The organism is Paenibacillus plantarum (assembly GCF_013141695.1).
Lineage (GTDB): Bacteria > Bacillota > Bacilli > Paenibacillales > NBRC-103111 > Paenibacillus_E > Paenibacillus_E plantarum.
In genome coordinates, this window is sequence record NZ_WHNY01000069.1 from 39,461 (window position 1) to 56,285 (window position 16,825).

At 48.3% G+C, this 16,825-nt stretch carries 13 protein-coding genes and 6 tRNA genes; 6 read left to right on the top strand and 13 right to left on the bottom strand.

Annotated features, from left to right (window positions below; translation table 11 throughout):
* Window positions 1-101 precede the first annotated feature (101 nt).
* From GC096_RS26510 to GC096_RS26520, 3 genes are all read right to left on the bottom strand, one after another.
* Complete coding sequence (locus GC096_RS26510) at window positions 102-1,070, bottom strand: substrate-binding domain-containing protein (RefSeq protein WP_171634408.1); 969 nt, start codon at window positions 1,068-1,070, stop codon at window positions 102-104.
* Window positions 1,067-2,821 carry a sensor histidine kinase family protein gene (locus tag GC096_RS26515; protein ID WP_171634426.1) on the bottom strand — a complete coding sequence of 585 codons (1,755 nt, stop codon included), beginning with the start codon at window positions 2,819-2,821 and terminating at the stop codon, window positions 1,067-1,069. Before GC096_RS26515 ends, GC096_RS26510 begins: the two co-directional genes overlap by 4 nt.
* A 69-nt stretch (window positions 2,822-2,890) precedes the next feature.
* Window positions 2,891-4,549 carry a response regulator gene (locus GC096_RS26520; protein ID WP_171634410.1) on the bottom strand — a complete coding sequence of 553 codons (1,659 nt, stop codon included), beginning with the start codon at window positions 4,547-4,549 and terminating at the stop codon, window positions 2,891-2,893.
* Window positions 4,550-5,039: 490 nt separating this feature from the next.
* Between GC096_RS26520 and GC096_RS26525 the strand changes: the two genes are divergently transcribed.
* From GC096_RS26525 to GC096_RS26540, 4 genes are all read left to right on the top strand, one after another.
* Window positions 5,040-5,996 carry an AAA family ATPase gene (locus GC096_RS26525; protein ID WP_171634411.1) on the top strand — a complete coding sequence of 319 codons (957 nt, stop codon included), beginning with the start codon at window positions 5,040-5,042 and terminating at the stop codon, window positions 5,994-5,996.
* A 7-nt stretch (window positions 5,997-6,003) separates the two neighbouring features.
* Entirely contained in the window at window positions 6,004-7,137 is a 1,134-nt protein-coding gene (locus GC096_RS26530; RefSeq protein ID WP_171634413.1) for a DUF58 domain-containing protein, read from the top strand.
* Window positions 7,118-8,500, top strand: a complete 1,383-nt coding sequence (locus tag GC096_RS26535) for a DUF4129 domain-containing protein (protein ID WP_171634414.1) — start codon at window positions 7,118-7,120, stop codon at window positions 8,498-8,500. Before GC096_RS26530 ends, GC096_RS26535 begins: the two co-directional genes overlap by 20 nt.
* Window positions 8,501-8,661: 161 nt before the next feature.
* Window positions 8,662-8,832: a hypothetical protein gene (locus tag GC096_RS26540; protein WP_155993910.1), complete on the top strand. Its 171-nt coding sequence runs from the start codon at window positions 8,662-8,664 to the stop codon at window positions 8,830-8,832.
* Window positions 8,833-8,927: 95 nt separating this feature from the next.
* Here GC096_RS26540 and GC096_RS26545 read toward each other — a convergent pair whose 3' ends face one another.
* Window positions 8,928-9,224 (bottom strand): zinc ribbon domain-containing protein, encoded by a 297-nt coding sequence (locus GC096_RS26545; protein WP_246302980.1) that lies wholly within the window; start codon window positions 9,222-9,224, stop codon window positions 8,928-8,930.
* A gap of 202 nt (window positions 9,225-9,426) precedes the next feature.
* Here GC096_RS26545 and hprK point away from each other — a divergent pair, with 202 nt between their 5' ends.
* The gene (gene hprK / locus GC096_RS26550) at window positions 9,427-10,341 is read left to right on the top strand and encodes an HPr(Ser) kinase/phosphatase (RefSeq protein WP_171634416.1); all 915 of its coding nucleotides are present in this window, start codon (window positions 9,427-9,429) and stop codon (window positions 10,339-10,341) included.
* 83 nt (window positions 10,342-10,424) lie between these two features.
* Window positions 10,425-11,279 carry a hypothetical protein gene (locus GC096_RS26555; protein ID WP_171634417.1) on the top strand — a complete coding sequence of 285 codons (855 nt, stop codon included), beginning with the start codon at window positions 10,425-10,427 and terminating at the stop codon, window positions 11,277-11,279.
* Between the two features lie 555 nt (window positions 11,280-11,834).
* Here GC096_RS26555 and GC096_RS26560 read toward each other — a convergent pair.
* The 9 genes from GC096_RS26560 to GC096_RS26600 form a co-directional block, all read right to left on the bottom strand.
* Window positions 11,835-13,844 carry a transglycosylase domain-containing protein gene (locus tag GC096_RS26560; RefSeq protein ID WP_216626271.1) on the bottom strand — a complete coding sequence of 670 codons (2,010 nt, stop codon included), beginning with the start codon at window positions 13,842-13,844 and terminating at the stop codon, window positions 11,835-11,837.
* Between the two features lie 122 nt (window positions 13,845-13,966).
* Complete coding sequence (locus tag GC096_RS26565; RefSeq protein WP_171634419.1) at window positions 13,967-14,845, bottom strand: aldo/keto reductase; 879 nt, start codon at window positions 14,843-14,845, stop codon at window positions 13,967-13,969.
* A gap of 68 nt (window positions 14,846-14,913) precedes the next feature.
* Window positions 14,914-16,113, bottom strand: a complete 1,200-nt coding sequence (locus GC096_RS26570) for an MFS transporter (protein WP_171634420.1) — start codon at window positions 16,111-16,113, stop codon at window positions 14,914-14,916.
* A 130-nt stretch (window positions 16,114-16,243) separates the two neighbouring features.
* Window positions 16,244-16,317, bottom strand: a tRNA-Pro gene (locus GC096_RS26575).
* Window positions 16,318-16,335: 18 nt separating this feature from the next.
* A tRNA-Arg gene (locus GC096_RS26580) sits at window positions 16,336-16,412 on the bottom strand.
* Between the two features lie 10 nt (window positions 16,413-16,422).
* Window positions 16,423-16,497, bottom strand: a tRNA-Gly gene (locus GC096_RS26585).
* A 43-nt stretch (window positions 16,498-16,540) separates the two neighbouring features.
* Window positions 16,541-16,620 (bottom strand) — tRNA-Leu (locus GC096_RS26590).
* Between the two features lie 20 nt (window positions 16,621-16,640).
* A tRNA-Lys gene (locus GC096_RS26595) sits at window positions 16,641-16,716 on the bottom strand.
* Between the two features lie 7 nt (window positions 16,717-16,723).
* Window positions 16,724-16,800 (bottom strand) — tRNA-Met (locus GC096_RS26600).
* Between the last annotated feature and the right edge of the window lie 25 nt (window positions 16,801-16,825).

The window sequence follows — 16,825 nt, forward strand, 5'->3', positions numbered from 1 at the left end:
TATAAGTTTTCGGTTCCCGAAAACCGCTTTCTTATTGGCGATAAAACTTACCTCTAAACGCGGTCGCTCATCCCTGAATGGCTTCGATAGAGGTTTTCTCATCACTTTATGAATGGAAATAGCAATTTTTGATTGTCTGACCAGAACATATTACTCAAATCAATCGCCTTAAGCCCCGTTTCCACGCGCTTTGGCACCGTTTTTCCTTCAATGGCATCTACCGCACTTTTTACGCCTAAGTAACCGATGCTAAACGGATTTTGAATAATCGTTGCTTGAATGACCCCCTCCTGGAGCAGCTCTAGCTCCTCAGAGGTACTATCAAACGTGATGATTTTCACCTTTTCATTCAAATTCCGACTCTGTACCGCACTAGCAACGCCTATTGAGGAGATCTCATTCAGCGCCACAATCCCATCCAGCTCTGGATGTTTGTCGATGACATCATGCGTGAGCTTGGCGGAAAGCTCCCGATCCGTTAAACTATATACCTTATCGATCACCTGAACTTCGGGAAACTTCGATATTTCGTCCAAAAGCCCTTTCTCCCTCAGCTCCGTGTTCCGCTCCCCTTTTCTAAAGCTCATAATAGCAATTTGCCCACTCGTTCCCATCAGCTTAATCAGTTGCCGCCCTGCTAATTGGCCTGCCGCATAATTATCCGCGCCAATAAAACTTCGCACATTATTCGTCTCTACCTCAGAATCAACCGTAATGACGGGAATGTGCGCTTTACCCGCTTCATCCACGATAGGAGAAAGCTCCTTATAGTCATTAGCCGCTAAGACAATCGCATCCGGAAGGCTTGCAATAGACTGCTCCATCAGGGCAATCTGCCCCTTCACATCAGCCTCATCACCTGGTGCTCGAAAGTCCAACGTCACATCGAATTCCTTCGCGGCGACCTCTGCCCCCAATTTTACCGTCTTCCAATAGTCACCTTCTTGACTGCGGAGAATGACCTCCAGGTGCTTCTTCTGCTCCGTTGGCAAGGTTTCCACACTTTCGGTGCAGGAAGAAATCGAGAGAAGAGCGACGAGAACAGCGATTAGTAGTGATTTCCATCTCATCCTTCACTCCCCCCTTCTTCCTCCAATATGGCTGGAATCTTAATTTGGACGATCGTTCCTTCCTCCAGTTCACTACTTACGTGGACCCCATAGTCCATGCCAAAATACAGCTGAATCCGCTCATGCACATTTCGCAGTCCGACACCTGAGCCCTTTTCACTTTTCACCTGACCGGTCATAATACTCTTCAGTGTTTCCTCTGACATTCCGACACCATTATCTCGAATCTCGAAGAGAATTTCCCCTTCATTCATCGTGACAATGATCTCAATCAACCCTTCATCCACCATATACTCGATCCCGTGATAGAGCGCATTTTCCACAAAAGGCTGCAGAATCAACTTGAGCGTTTTGTAGGGAAGTACCTCTTCCGAGACGTTAATCTCATATTCAAACTTGTCCTTATAACGCATCTTCTGGATAATCAAATAGTTGCGAATATGCTCGATCTCTTCCCCAATCGTAATAATATTTTTGCCTTTGCTGAGCGATATCCGGAAAAACTTCGACAGCGATGTGATCGTCGTCACAACCTCCTCCGTCCTCCCATTGCCAACCATTCGAACGACCGAATTGAGTGTATTGTATAAAAAATGCGGATTAATCTGCGATTGGAGAACCTCCAGCTCGTTCTTCCGCTTAATTTCCTGCTCCTCGATACTCTGATTCATCAGCTCGCGAACCCTCGAAACCATCAAATTGAAGCGCCGCGAAAGCTGCTCGACCTCATCGGCTCCACGCACATGAATGTACGTGTCGAAATGTCCTTTCTCCACCATTTCCATCGACTTCTTCAGTCGTTTAATTGGCTGGGAAATACGTGCAGACATGAACGAGGAAATCAACAAAATGAAGAACAGTACGATGACTAACAGCCAAATCATGAACGTCGAAATTTCCTTGCGGGTCGTCACAATTTCATCGAGATAGGAGACCCCGATAATTTTCCATCCGATGTTATTGACCGTCCGCACAACATTTAACCGCGACTCCCCTTCGCTCTCATCCATATATCGGCCATATGAAAATTTAAGTGCTTGCTCCACATTCTCATATTTGAGACCAATATAAATAAGCTGCTGTTGTGGATGATACACAATGCTGCCTGCCGAATCGTCAATGATATAGACATAGCCCTTCTTACCTAGAGAAACCGTACGAAACACATCGTCCAATGTCTTGAAATTAATGTCCACCAAAATAACCGCATCAACCATCTTCCCATTCTGCTCGATCGCGACCCCTTTACTCATGGAAACTACCCACTTGTAAGGATCTTTGAATAGGTTCTGGATATGCGGTAAAGAGAACGTGAGATGGTTTGGGTTATCGAGGGCAGACCTAAACCACGACTGCTCGAGCAGCCGTGTATTTTTGCGCATCTCGGTCGTTGGCACACCCGTGACCAACCCGCCATCCGCGGTAAATAGATGAATAGACACAATATCCTCACGCGTACTCGCGATCGTGTCTAACTGTTCGAGCAGCTTGTCCGACGGAATGCCGCGGCTTTTGGCGATTTTGGCGTCTACAACTTCGAACGTATCTGACATCCCCTTGATGTACTGCTCCAGATTGAATTGCACCTGCTCAATCACCTGGGCCGTACTCAGAAAGGCGCTCTCCTCTGCTGTTTTAGCAAATTTATTATAGAGCACCAAGGAGACAACAAGCATGACGGTTACAGTAATAAGAATGAATGACAGCGTTATGGTAAACTGAATACTTTTTACCCGCATCGTATCGAGCATTACGTTATATAAAGCCTTCAGCAGCGTACTCACTCTGCGTTTCAAAGCAACTCTCCCCCCTTCTAGTCCCTACAGCCCCTTGGCGCTGTTATTGCGATACTCCTTCGGGGAAACGCCCACATTTTTACGAAAGGAAAAGCTGAAATAATTAGCATCCGAATAGCCTACCTTCTCAGCGATCTCTAATGCCTTCATATCCGTAGAGCGTAACAGCTCTTTCGCTGCCTCCATCCGAATGTGGTTCAAATAGTTAACGAAGGTCATTTTGGTTTCTTTTTTGAAAATGGAGCTGAAATAACCCGCACTGATATGCAAATGTCCGCACACCTTATTGATCGTGATATCGCCCTCATGATAATGGCTCTTCGTGTAATCTTTCGCTAGATCCACGAGGTTTTTATACGTATATTGACGATCCGTTGCAATATGACTCATCATGCTCGCACACAGCTCGGCCAACCAATGCTTCGCTTCCTCCAAGGAAGTGAACTTATTAATCTCGGTAAAAGGGATGAAACTCTCGCCAAATACCTCGTCAACATTCAGGTTCGAGTCCTTGGCTGCTTTGAGAATACAAGTAAGAATTTCAAGCAAATAGATCTGATAGTCCTTCACCGACACACCGGCCTCGATGCCCTGAAACAGCTCATCAATCGTCTCACGGATCTCTTGCATCGTGCCTACCTTAATACACCGGGTCAACGCATGTTCCTTCACATCGTCAAATCGAACCTTATCCACGCTTCGCTTCTCCACATCATCAATGTAAATCATGCGATTGCTGCCCAGAATTAGCCTGTAGTCGAGGGAAAGAACAGCATCTTCATACGAATAGCTGATCTTCGTGACGTCCTTCATCACACTGCCCACCCCAACAGTAAGGGTGAACTTCAAATATTTTTCCACGCTCTGCCGAATTTCTTCCAGCACTCTCATCGTATCCTGCAGCGCAGCTTCCTTGTCCCTATTTTCACTCGCCGCTAACAAGACAACCTGATCATCATGCATGAAAACGAGGCCGAGGCCGCGCTTCCCCGCAATTTCTTCGGTAATATTTAAAAGGGCGAAATATTTCAACGCCTGATCCTCTGAATATTTCAACGATATCGACTTCGACAGTTCCTCCCGATTCTCCACATCTTCTTCCGAAATAAAGACCCCATCGATGCTCAAAACGGCAACCACATAGCTATTGCCACTTAGCTCAATCCCGTAGTTCGCTGCCTTCTCAAACACCTCGTCCCGCGGGAGCTTCCGATTCATTAATGTCGCTAAGAAATTCTCCTTCAGCACCGGCATACTCTTGCGATAATGTTCTTTCAGCAGCTGCACATCCTTACGATGCGCAACCTCTTCTTGGATGTGTCCTTTTACCTTCAAAAGGGCATTCACCAGCTCCTGTGCGGAAAATGGTTTCAGCACATATTCATCAATGTGCAGCTTAATCGCCCGTTGGGCGTACTCAAATTCATCATGCCCTGTCAGGATGATGAGCTTAATCGTGGGAAAGCGCTCTCTAATTGCTTCAGCAAGCTGCAAGCCATTCATAAAAGGCATCTGAATATCCGTCACAACCACATCCGGCTGCAGCCGCTCCACCATTTCCAGCGCTTCTTTCCCGTTCTCCGCCTTGTCGACAACTTCAAAGCCAATCGATTCCCAATTTATTTCACGGACGACACCTTCGCGTACATCCTCTTCGTCATCCACTAATAGCAGCTTGTACATGCCTGACCTCCCAGGACTCCCCAATTTAGCTCAACCCATATCGTATTCTAATATCACCACCATTGTACTCACTGCCCATCGAATATACAAATAGAATTATTCATGCTTGTCTAAGGAAACATTGGTAAAAATCCCCTGCAAGGTGTTAAAATAAGCGTGGAGCATATGTAAATCTTGACACCATACCACACCCCACCACTCGGACAACGAAAGGGAACCTCAGTGCGCTATTTTCTTAAAATAGCTCATTTTTTCACCTGAAGGGAACGAGGTTCCGCTATTTTGTCGAAAATGGAGGTTTTCCACCGTTTTTCCGTGAAATAGCGGATCTACGTTCCCCTTCGGGTCTAAAGAACAGCACAATTAGTGAAATAGCGGAACGTCGTTCCTCATTAACTAACTTTGTCGACACTACCTTATCTTATTAACACCTTTACTATTCTGCTATCTCATTTCATTCGTATCATTCATTATTTAGGAGGTTAATCATTTGAATATCGCACCTATTGAGCGCATCGCTTCCCGCATCAAAGAAAACGTTGGTCACGTTATTATAGGCAAAAACGATACCGTCGAGCTCCTGGTCATCGCATTGATCGCATCCGGTCACGTGCTGCTTGAAGATGTGCCCGGCACAGGGAAAACCCAGCTCGCCAAAGCACTAGCTCGCTCCCTCGATGGCTCCATGAAGCGCATCCAGTTCACGCCTGACTTGCTGCCGTCCGATGTAAGCGGCATCAATTTCTTCAACCAGAAGCTGGGCGAATTCGAATTCCGCCCAGGTCCGCTCTTCGCGCACATCGTGCTCGCCGATGAGATTAACCGCGCGACGCCGCGCACGCAGTCCAGCTTGCTGGAGAGCATGGAGGAGCGCCAGGTCAGCATCGACGGGGAAACGCGCAAGCTCGAAGCGCCGTTCCTCGTCATTGCCACGCAGAACCCTGTTGAGAATCAGGGGACCTTTCCCTTGCCGGAAGCGCAGCTCGACCGCTTCCTGATGAAGCTGTCCCTCGGCTATCCGACGGCAGCCGAGCAGGTCTTGATCTTGCAGCGCTACCAGCAGCAAGATCCGCTGGATCAGCTGCTGCCGGTCGTGAGCCGCGCGGAGCTGCTCGAAGCGCAGCTTCTGTTCACGCAGGTGCGCGTCAGCGACGAGCTGCTGCACTACATCGTGCAGCTCGCGGAAGCGACGCGCACGCATGCGGACTCCGCGCTCGGCGTCAGCCCGCGCGGTGTGCGCGCCTTGATGAAAGCGGCGCAAGTGTATGCGGCGCTGCGCGGCCGCGATTACGTGCTGCCGGACGACGTCAAGGCGCTGGTCGCGCCCGTCTGGGCGCACCGCGTACTGCTGCGCACGCGCTCGCGCCAACAGGATCAGCAGGTACATGCGCTGCTGACGAACATACTGGCCATGACCCCCGTTCCTACGGAAGTGAAAATGGGGTAACGGACGGATGAGCATAAGCTGGATTGTCATTATCGCTGCCGCTCTCTTCTTTCTCCAGTTTCAGTTTTTCGCCCGCTGGGGGTTTCGCGGACTTCGCATTGAACGAACCTTTAATACGACACATTGCCATGTCGGCGATGATATTCTCATGATTGAAACCATCGTGAATCGTAAGCTTGCACCGATTCCCTGGCTGCGCCTGGAGTCAACGATTCATGCCGGACTTCTCTTCACGCAAATGAATAATCTGGAAGTGAGCAGCGGCTCCCTTTTTCAAAATCACCGCAGTCTATTCAGCCTCATGCCCTATACCCGCATCGTGCGGCGCCATGGTGTGCATACAGCCAAACGCGGCTGGTACAAGCTGGAAACCATCGCTGCAACGATGGGTGATTTCGTCGGTTTGCAGGCTGCTTCTACCACGCATCGTATACACGTAGAGCTTCTAGTTTACCCGCGTCTCGTGAATCGCGATGATATTCCACTCTTGTCTAGTCGGTGGCAAGGCGATGTGACGGTTCAGCGCTGGATCATGCCTGATCCATTTCTCGTTTCCGGTGCAAGAGAATACCGCTATGGCGATACGATGAATAGCATTCATTGGAAAGCAACGGCGCGCAGCCAGCGGCTTCAGGTGTACAACCGAGAATTCACGGCTGATCCCCGATTACTTATCGTCGTTAACAGTCAAGTCACCGAAACGATGTGGGATGCGGTAACCGACCCTGAACTAGTCGAAAAAGCCCTCTCCTACGCAGCAACGTTAGCCGAACATGCCATTAGCCGAGGTGTTCCTGTCGGTTTTGGCTATAACGGTTGGCTGCTAAATGAACCCGGTGCTCCCGTGTACTGTGCGCCTGAAGGCGGCTGGGGGCAGTTGGAACACCTTTTTCAAACGATGGCGAAGCTTGCGATCTCTTGTGCCCGTTCCTGTGAAGATTTTCTCGATTATGGCATCGAGGTAGAAGGTGAGGCGCTGGATATCATCCTGCTGACCGCCTTCGTTTCTGAGGGGATGGCACGCAGCATCGAACGACTTGAAGCATCCGGACATTCCGTCTTCCTTGTCCCTTTACAGCATAATCTTCTTGACCTCAGTGATAAGGAGGCGGCTCCATCCGATGCTCAAGCCCTTGCTTAATCCAACGAATTCTCCACCTTCTCGTTTATCCTTCTTTCTACGGGTATGCGGTCTTGCACTTTTATTCGGCTTCGTCGAACTGGTAATCTTTGCTCCACTAGTTACGTTATCTCAAGTTTATGTGTTCGATAGTGTACTTTCTCTAACTTGCATCCAACTGCTGCTCTGCTTCTTGATTGGTGCTTATGTTGGACAGTTGAAATGGCTCTCTCGCAAAGGGTACGAGTTCCTTGTCTGTGTTGCTGCAGGTTACGGATTATCCTATGTGTTCCAAATGGAACCCTTACACGTTGCTTTATGTGCGGCAATTGGTGCACTCCTCGTCTATCGGGGGATTCGGTATACCAAAGATGGGGGGCTCTCCCTTTATCCACCCGGTGTCTTCGTAATCTCTGGTGTAATGTACTTCATTGGTGTACCCATTATGACTCGAGTGGAACTTATGCATCCATACAAAATAGCCTTAAACGGGCTCGGATTCGCTACGCTGATCCTTTTCTTCTTTATAACGAATCGCTCACAGCTTCTTGTCGCTACCTTAGCAGGGAATGATCGCGCTGCAGCCTCGTCGCTGTCTCAAACCGTGAAACGTTCCAGTCGCATATGGTTAATCGGCTTTATTGCGGTTATCGCTGCCGTCGGTTACTTTCAGCAAGTCAAGCAAGCCCTTATGCGCCTTCTGCATGGCACCCTAGCTTGGCTGCTGGGATTGATGTCATCCGAAGAACCACCTGCTGTTCCTGAAGCCAGCCCTTCAGCGCCGCCTCCAATGGAACTTCCGCCAGCCGCACCGCATGAGCCAGGTTGGTTTGGGATTCTCATGCAATATCTTGTGCAAATTGTAGGCTATGTGTTAGTCATTGCACTTATCCTCGGCTGCCTCTATCTGATCTTGATGAAGGTTGCACCAGCGCTTCTCGCCTTCATACGGCGCTTTTGGAAGCGATCGCTGCGTCGTGAGCAAGGTGATACAACTGACGGTTATACCGACGAGAAAGAAGCCCTTCTCGATTGGAGAGAGCTTCCTAACCTATGGTGGCGTAAAGCAAGTTCGAAACTGTGGTCAACATCCAATCGCGAGCCGTCTTGGTCACAGCTACCTAACAATCAGGAGCGTATCCGCTATCTGTACCGCGTGTTGATTGGGCAGGCGAGCAGGAGCGGTTATACCTTCAAGCGCGCGTTAACCCCCAACGAAACAGGCTGGGAGCTCACGCATCAAACACAGCTTGCAGAAGCTTCGGTTGATGCGCTTACCACAGCTTATAATCGTGTGAGATACGGACGAGAAACAGTCACAGACGAGGAGCTAGCTCGGGTGCTCCAAACGCTTGATCCGAGCGTTCGGAGTCATTTGAAATGAGACAAGCCTACTCCATTTCACACCCTTTTATTTCCAATTGGTACAAAGAACAATCTACTTTCTAGGCTTGCGAACGAGCATTTTGAAAATAACCGTCACATATTTTCAAAACTTCGCATATACATAATTGTTTGAATACAACCGATTGAGGTGGTTTTGAGATGTTAGCATTAAAAACCGGATCAGAAAAAGAAGAAGTGCTTCACACGCTTTATGAAATGGGCTTGGATCAAATCGCCAGATGGATCCTCGTGTTACCTGAAGACAGGTGGGAAAGCATGTTCCTCTCGACATGGCCAACACTTGCCAAAAAATGCGGCTTTCACAGATAGCTGCTTTTACATACAGAGAGGTGATTTAAGTAAAGAGATTAACTATAAAACGCTCTACACCTCGAGGTGCAGAGCGTTATTTGTTTCTTCTCCGTCTAGGACCACCTTTTCAGTTTAGGGATATTTCTCGTAAATAGCCCCGTTAGAAATCTCGGGAAGCCAAACTCCACTAATTTCCCTTTAACTAGTTCTCTCATCTCTTCAACCGTTAGATCAGGCATCGTAAACGCCCCATCCTGATAGCAATGACTACAGTACATCTTGCTCTTATTACCCGATTTCTCCGTACCGCCGCCTTGTTCATCACGAGCGAGAGGCATTCCACAGCTCTGGCAGTTCTTATAAGCAACATCCATTTCATTAATCCCCTTTAAAGCCTTTTCTTTCATCATACCAATATACCTTCCAAAAGTAACGAAAAGCTTCGGATTGGCAAGAAGTGCTTATGTATCCCATGTTCAAGCGCTTTCAATAAAGGATTGTTACTAGGTGAAAGAGAATTTAATAAAGACAGATAGATAGGCCTATCATCAAAAGCTTATCTTTACGCTAGGTTTACTTGATTACCGATCAACTCGAAGGAGGATCTCCCGTTTGAAGTCCGTCACTGTGAAAGATTTAGTTGAACGCTTTTCGCTCGAAATTCTCGCTGGCCATTCGGAGCTCCACCGTCCTATAACCAAAACGAAGGCACACCGCCCTGGTCTAGAATTTGTCGGCTATTTTGAATATTTCCCACAAGCGCATGTGCAGCTACTAGGTCGTAAAGAAATCACCTACCTGCATAAACTTAGCGAAAATGAAAGAAATTTGCACATCGGTAATATCGTCAAATATCACCCGCCTTGTTTCGTCGTAACGAGAAACCAAGAAGGCTTGAAATACTTAAAGAAATACTGCGAAGAAGAACGAATCCCCCTTCTCCGCACGAGCGCTCCTACGAGCAAATTCCAGGACTTGGTTGATTTATTTTTGAGCAAATCATTGGCTCAGGAGATCGCCGTCCACGGGGTCTGCGTCAATGTATCAGGAATCGGCATCCTGCTGCGCGGCAAATCCGGTGTTGGCAAGAGCGAAACAGCCCACACGCTGATCCGCAGAGGGCATCGCCTAGTCGCCGATGATATCGTCGTTCTCAAGAAGATCAGCCCGGAAACGCTGCTTGGCACGCACAATGGCAAAACGAAGGAATTCCTCGCACTGCGCAGCGTTGGACTCATCAATGTCTCACGGCTTTATGGCCGCAAAGCCTTTCAAGATGAAACACGCATCGTGCTCGATATCGAGCTGACCAAGTGGCAGGAACACGCTCTTAACAATGATTTAGAGTTAGAGCCTACCTTCACCGACTATATGGACATTTCTATTCCCCATATCGAGATCCAACTCCAGCCTGGACGTGATGTAGCCGGTCTTATCGAAGCTGCCGCCAATAGCTGGTATCTGCGCCAACAAGGATACAGTGCAGCAGAAGAATTCATGCAACGCCTGCAATCTGATACCGATTAGTCCCATGTCTTTCACTTTGTAGTTTTACGTATACCGTCCTAAAACCTCCCTTCGGCTCGAAAGCTGTAGCGGAGGTGTTTAGAATGCACAAAAGAAAGAAAATAACGATTATGGCTATTGTCATAGCTACCTTGATGCTCTGTGGTTGGACCGCCTATGCGGCAACTTCATCCAGCGAGACAACGTCTACATCCATCCAAGGTAAGCTTACGACCCTGACGGCAGATTCAATTACTTTACATACGGATACTGGTGATCAAACTGTCCCGTTGGCTTCATCCGTCTGGGTGTACCTGAATGACGAGAAAGCTCAGCTAAGCGATTTGAAGACTGGGAGTGAGATTGAAGTCATTCTGAATAACAAGAAACAGGCCGCCTATGTAAAAGGATCTTCAGAAACCGCGATCGCTACTGAATCCGCACAGCCTGTATCTCCTGTTCCGAGCGTATCCCCTGTACCTGATTTGGCAGCTCCCAGCCCAACAGTGGGGCCAACAGCCACTCCTACGAAGGTGGAAAACAAGCCAGAAGCTTCCCCATCAGGTAGCCGTTCTGACCTGAAGGACGTAGATATTAGTGTAGATGGGCAGCATTTCAACTTTCATTTGAAACAAACCAAAGGAGCTCAAGGTTCTCAGTATGATCTGAGTATCCAGTCTCCACAAGCCGGCAGAATTCATCTCACAGGATCGCAAGCCCAAGCTTGGATCTCCAAACTACTTGGTTCTGTTGACTTATCCGCACCAGGTGCTCGGGAGACCGTGAGCCAGCAGCTCGCCAAACAATACAATCTAGAAGCTGGCAAATTGAATGTTCATCTAAACGTTCATGCTGATGACAAAGAAGATGACAAGAAAGACGACAAGAAAGATGTTAAGAAACCTCAAAAAGAAAAAAGTAATGATAAAAAGCCCGGTAACAACAATAAACATGACTAATCTTCAATGATTGTCAACCACAGTTAAAAACCAGTTAACGCCCGACTTTACGGATGTTAACTGGTTTTTTCAGGTGCACCTAATCGCCAGATGAACGGTTGAGTTCGTAAGTTTTGGGAGACAAGCGCCCGGCACATTTGTACTAACTGGAAAAGATACAGCTATTTATACGAAATTACCTCGAAATCTCGATTTAACTGTAAAACATGTAGGTAAAACTGCCTCTTTTTTTCAGATCGGGTTATATGTTTAAAATTAACTGTAGCTTCTCCATCTATTCTGCGTTTGATCGAAATATTTCAGAATTTAACTGTAGATAACCCATCTATTCGCCTCAAGCACAGCAGATTGACGAAACTCCCAACCAACTCACCATTCTGACTCCGTAATGCATTTTTTTCTTTTCTACTCTACTCTACTCTACTCTACTCTACTCTACTCTTACTCTTACTCTTACTCTTACTCTTACTCTTACTCTTACTCTTACTTTTACTCCCTCTCCCTCTCCCTCTCCACTAGCAACAGCTTGCCACACGTCATCAGGCCGTACTACATTTATTTCTTTTTCTCTTTCCCATGTCCGTGTCCTTGTTCCATTTGCTTGTGCGGCTCCTTCTCAGGCTTCCCTGGCGGTTCTGCGGAATGAGACTGATCAGTCTGAATCTCCTTCTGAGGTCGGTCGACACTCATCGGAATATCAAAAGCTACAACAGGTGCTTGAGCTAACGCACGACTGAGCATCTCACGAAATAATACGGCAGGCACGGCCCCACCCGAGGTTGTTAAATAATGCGTCGCATCCGTTCGGTCATAACCAACCCATACCGCTGCCGTCAACTCCGGCGTATAGCCAACGAACCAAGCATCCTTGGCACTTCCGCTGCCGATCCCCTCGAACTCCTTCGTATCCGGCAGCTGTGTCGTACCTGATTTCCCAGCTACGGGACGATTCATAGCTGCATTCTTTCCTGTCCCCTGCGCTACTGCTGTCTGCAGCATCGCCGTCATCGTGTTGGCCGTTTCAGCGCGCATCACCGACTGCCCCTTTGCTTTCGCTTGAACAAGCAGGTGTCCATCATTTGTCTCGATTTTGGCAATCAGATGTGCCGGGTTTAAGACTCCCTTCGCTGCAAAAGCACTAAACGCCTGCGCCATCTGCAGCGGAGATACCCCCTCAGAGAGCCCGCCAAGCGCGATGCCCAACTGCCGGTCTTGTGCCGGTAGACTTATCCCCAAAGACTTCGCAAACTTCAAGCCATTGTCGATGCCTATCTCATGTAAAAGCCAAACTGCGGGTACATTCCAGGATGAAGTAATGGCCTCTTGCATCGATACTTGTCCCCTTGACTGGTGATCCCAATCTTGCGGCTGATAGCCCTCGATATTCAGCGGTCCATCAAACAGAATGGTTGACGGCTTGTAGCCTAACTCCAGAGCAGGGCCATACACAGCGACTGGCTTAAAAGCCGATCCTGGCTGTCTCCTCAACTGGGTGGCATGACTGAAGCCCCGAAATACGCCTTCCCCGCGTCCACCAGCTAGCGCTCTAACACCACCTGTTTTCTGGTCGACTATAACAGCACCACTCTGAATGAGCTGATCTGGCTTGCTTTCAGGGAACAGACTGTCATTGTTAACCACATCAATTACTGCTTTCTGTACCGTTGGATCCAGCTCTGTCGTAATACGCAAACCGCCTGTAAGCAATTGTTCTTCTGTAAAACCGTAGAGAGTTACAGCCTCATCAATCACAGCATCCACATACGCCCGATTTCTCCCTTTGGCCTCGTCCGTATTGACCGTCTTCACGGCTCCAAGTGCTGAAGCATCGGCTTTCTCGTATTCTTGCTGAGTTATTTTACCTTCCTTTAGCATCAACTTGAGAACCGTATTCCTTCTTTCCAGCGCTTGTTCTTCATTTTGAAAAGGCGAGTAATGACTAGGTGCCTTCGGTAATGCCGCTAACACCGCAGCTTCTGGCAAGGTGAGGTCTGTCACATTTTTATTAAAATATGTTTTCGCAGCCCCCTGTACCCCCCAACTGCCCTCACCGAAATAAATCTTGTTCAGATACATTTCCAGAATATCATTCTTACTATAGCTCGTCTCTATTTTGATCGCATACGCCGCTTCCCGCAATTTACGACCTACCGTTTTATCCGCTGTTAAGAATAGATTCCGAGCTAATTGCTGCGTAATGGTACTGGCACCTTCCGAATAGCTGCCTTTGAGCACATCCCGGCCAACAGCGCGGAAGATGGACTTCATGTCTACCCCTTTATGCTCGAAGAAACGTCGATCCTCCACCGCGACAATCGCATCAACCAGCACCTGTGGGATGTCCTTAAACGGCACAGCATCGATCTTTGACGCCGACAACTGGGAAGCGACTTGACCATTCTTATCAAGCACTACGGATGCCTCTGGTAGCGGCTGATTCAACAGCGATACATCAAGTCCTTTTATATACAAAGTGCTCATTAACGCCATCCCCACACCCATGACTAGGACTACGCCAACACTAACTTGCCAAAAGCGCCGCGATAAACCTTTTATTTTCAACATATTACATTCCCCCTAACGTACCTCATAGCTATTCGTATGATAGCTCCATTAAGTGTCGTATGCGTGCAGGAAGACACAAAAAAACCTTCAACCCATCAATGATAGGGTGAAGGTTTATCACATTAAGCAATCGACGTCGGCGCGCCAAAAACACTTGCATACCCGCTAATCCCTCTCAAAATCCGCTCCATGTCTTCCTTGCTCATCGTACCATAGCGCTCTACAGCATCCACGATTTTGGGAAATAAATGCACATCCCCCGCACTCGCAAAACCGCATACACTTGGGAACGACAACACGAAGTGCACACAGGCATCGATAATTTCCTGCTGATCAAAAGGTTCATACCACGTCGCATATGGACGCTCCGCCCCTTCGATCCAAGGTGCCTTAGCAATCGCTTTGATCACCCGAATCGCCGTCTGCTGCTTGTTCGCTTCTTCCATCAGTGCATCTACAGCCTCACGATAGTCCGGTAAGCCATACATGTAGTAGTTCAGTGGGAAGAGTATGGTGGCAAAAGGGAACCTCTTGAGCGCTTCCAAATGAACCGCCGGTGCCTCATGCCCGTGACCTGTGATCCCGATGTCCTTCACAATACCTTCGCTTTGCGCTTCTAATGCCGCTTCCAGCGACCCGCCTTTGGCCGTGCAGCGGTCCAATTCCTCCATCGATCCAACCGCATGCAGTTGTAACAGGTCGACGGAATCTACCTTCATTCTCTCCAAGGAGCGATAGATTTCTTCCTTTGCTTCCTTTTTCGTTCTTTGCCCTGTTTTGGTAGCTAAAAAGATATCATTCCGCACCCGGCTTATCGTCGGGCCCATCCGCACTTCTGCGTCTCCATAGCTCGCCGCTGTATCAAAATGATCTACGCCATGTGCCAGCGCGAACGCGATCGAGGCATCAGCCTCCTGCTGCGTAACCTGACCAAGACTAGCTGCACCAAACATCAACACAGAGGTTTCCCTGTTCAAACGGCCTACTGTTCTCTTCAACATCCTTAGATTTGCTCCTTCTGTAATCGAGTATGTATCTCTTTATTTACAAATCTAATCGCATTAAAACCTCAGTCCGCAGATATTTGTTTCATTTGCTTCCTCACATTGAGATGTAATACCCCGGCTGCTACTAGTAACGCACATCCTGTTAATAAAAATACAGAATGAATCCCTACTAGACCACCTAGGAATCCGCCTATCAAGGGACCGATCATCATCCCTAATTGATTCGATGTTTGGTTAAGACTCATCGCTCTCCCTCGGAAGTCAGCATCGGAAGCTTTCACAATAAGTGCGCTCAGTGCCGGATAGACTGCAGCAAAAAATAACCCATAACTGAAACGAAGCACACCAAAAGCGATCAAATTATGCGCAGCCAACTGCAGCAGGTTCCCAATACCGCCGCCAATTAAGCCAATGAGCAGTGTCTTGTCATAGCCGATTCGCTGCCCGATAATGCCCCATCTTGATCCCATGATGACGGTTGCTACACCTGCAGCCGAGAAAATAATACCCGAGCTCAGTGATGCCCCCTTCGCGCTTCCTCCGATTTGGACGACATAAATCGTTAAAAGCGGTTCTAAAATCATCACCGAAGTTGCCACTAATACGGTTAATCCAAAAATGGATAATAACTGCTTATTGGCAGTCGCTTGCTTAATATCCTGAAGCACACTCGGGCGTGCGCCTGCCTTCTTGTGATGCACTTCCTTCACGCCGACTACGGCGATCACAGCAGAAATGAGTACGACGAATCCAGATGCCAAGAAACATTCTCTTGTCCCTACCCAGTGGCTAAGCATGCCCCCAAACAATGGGCCTAGGATGCTCCCAGCTGCTGTCGCCGTTGACATGACACTTAAGGCATAACCAACATGCTTCTCTGGTGTATTCGTACTAACTAACGCCATCGATGCGGGGATATAGCCCGCCATAAGTCCCTGCAGAACACGAACAACAATAAACGTATACGGATCATTCACGAAATAGTTTAGAAAATAGACGGCACTTAAGCTCAGTCCTGAACGAAGCAGCATCGGTTTCCTGCCATATTTGTCAGCTAGAGAGCCCCAAAAAGGTGCGATCACTGCACTTGCGAGAAAGCTCACCGAGAACGTGATCCCCGACCATGCCTCTAAACCACTATGTATACCCAAGTCTTCTTGTAAAAAAATAGGGATAAACGGGATCGAGAGTGTGTACGCCATCGCGCAAAAGAATGCCCCAATCCATAAAATAAATAGATTCCGTCTCCAGCGTAGTTCCATCTTGTAGCCCTCCTCCCTGTCTACTATACACCAACACCAACTTGAATCCCAGTTATTAGTAGACGCTGATGCACAAAAAAAGCATAGACATCATCAGCATGAAGCTGACAGTCTATGCTTTCTTTCTTGATCGGGACGACACGATTTGAACATGCGACCCCCTGCTCCCAAAGCAGGTGCTCTACCAAGCTGAGCTACGTCCCGATACGATTATGATAAAAATGGCGCGCCCTGAGAGATTCGAACTCCCGACCTTTTGATTCGTAGTCAAATACTCTATCCAGCTGAGCTAAGGGCGCTTAAGAAAAATGGAGCGGAAGACGGGGATCGAACCCGCGACCCTCGCCTTGGCAAGGCGATGCTCTACCGCTGAGCCACTTCCGCATAGGGATCCCCAAGCCGTAAGATACGACTTGGGGATGTTTGATGCGCGTAGAGGGACTTGAACCCCCACGGTCGCCCGCTAGATCCTAAGTCTAGTGCGTCTGCCAATTCCGCCATACGCGCATGCTGGTAAATAAGGCAAGTGGTGAGTCATGTAGGATTCGAACCTACGACACCCTGATTAAAAGTCAGGTGCTCTACCAACTGAGCTAATGACTCAAAAAATTGGTTGCGGGGGCAGGATTTGAACCTGCGGCCTTCGGGTTATGAGCCCGACGAGCTACCGGGCTGCTCCACCCCGCGTCATTCATATAAGCTCCCGTTAGGG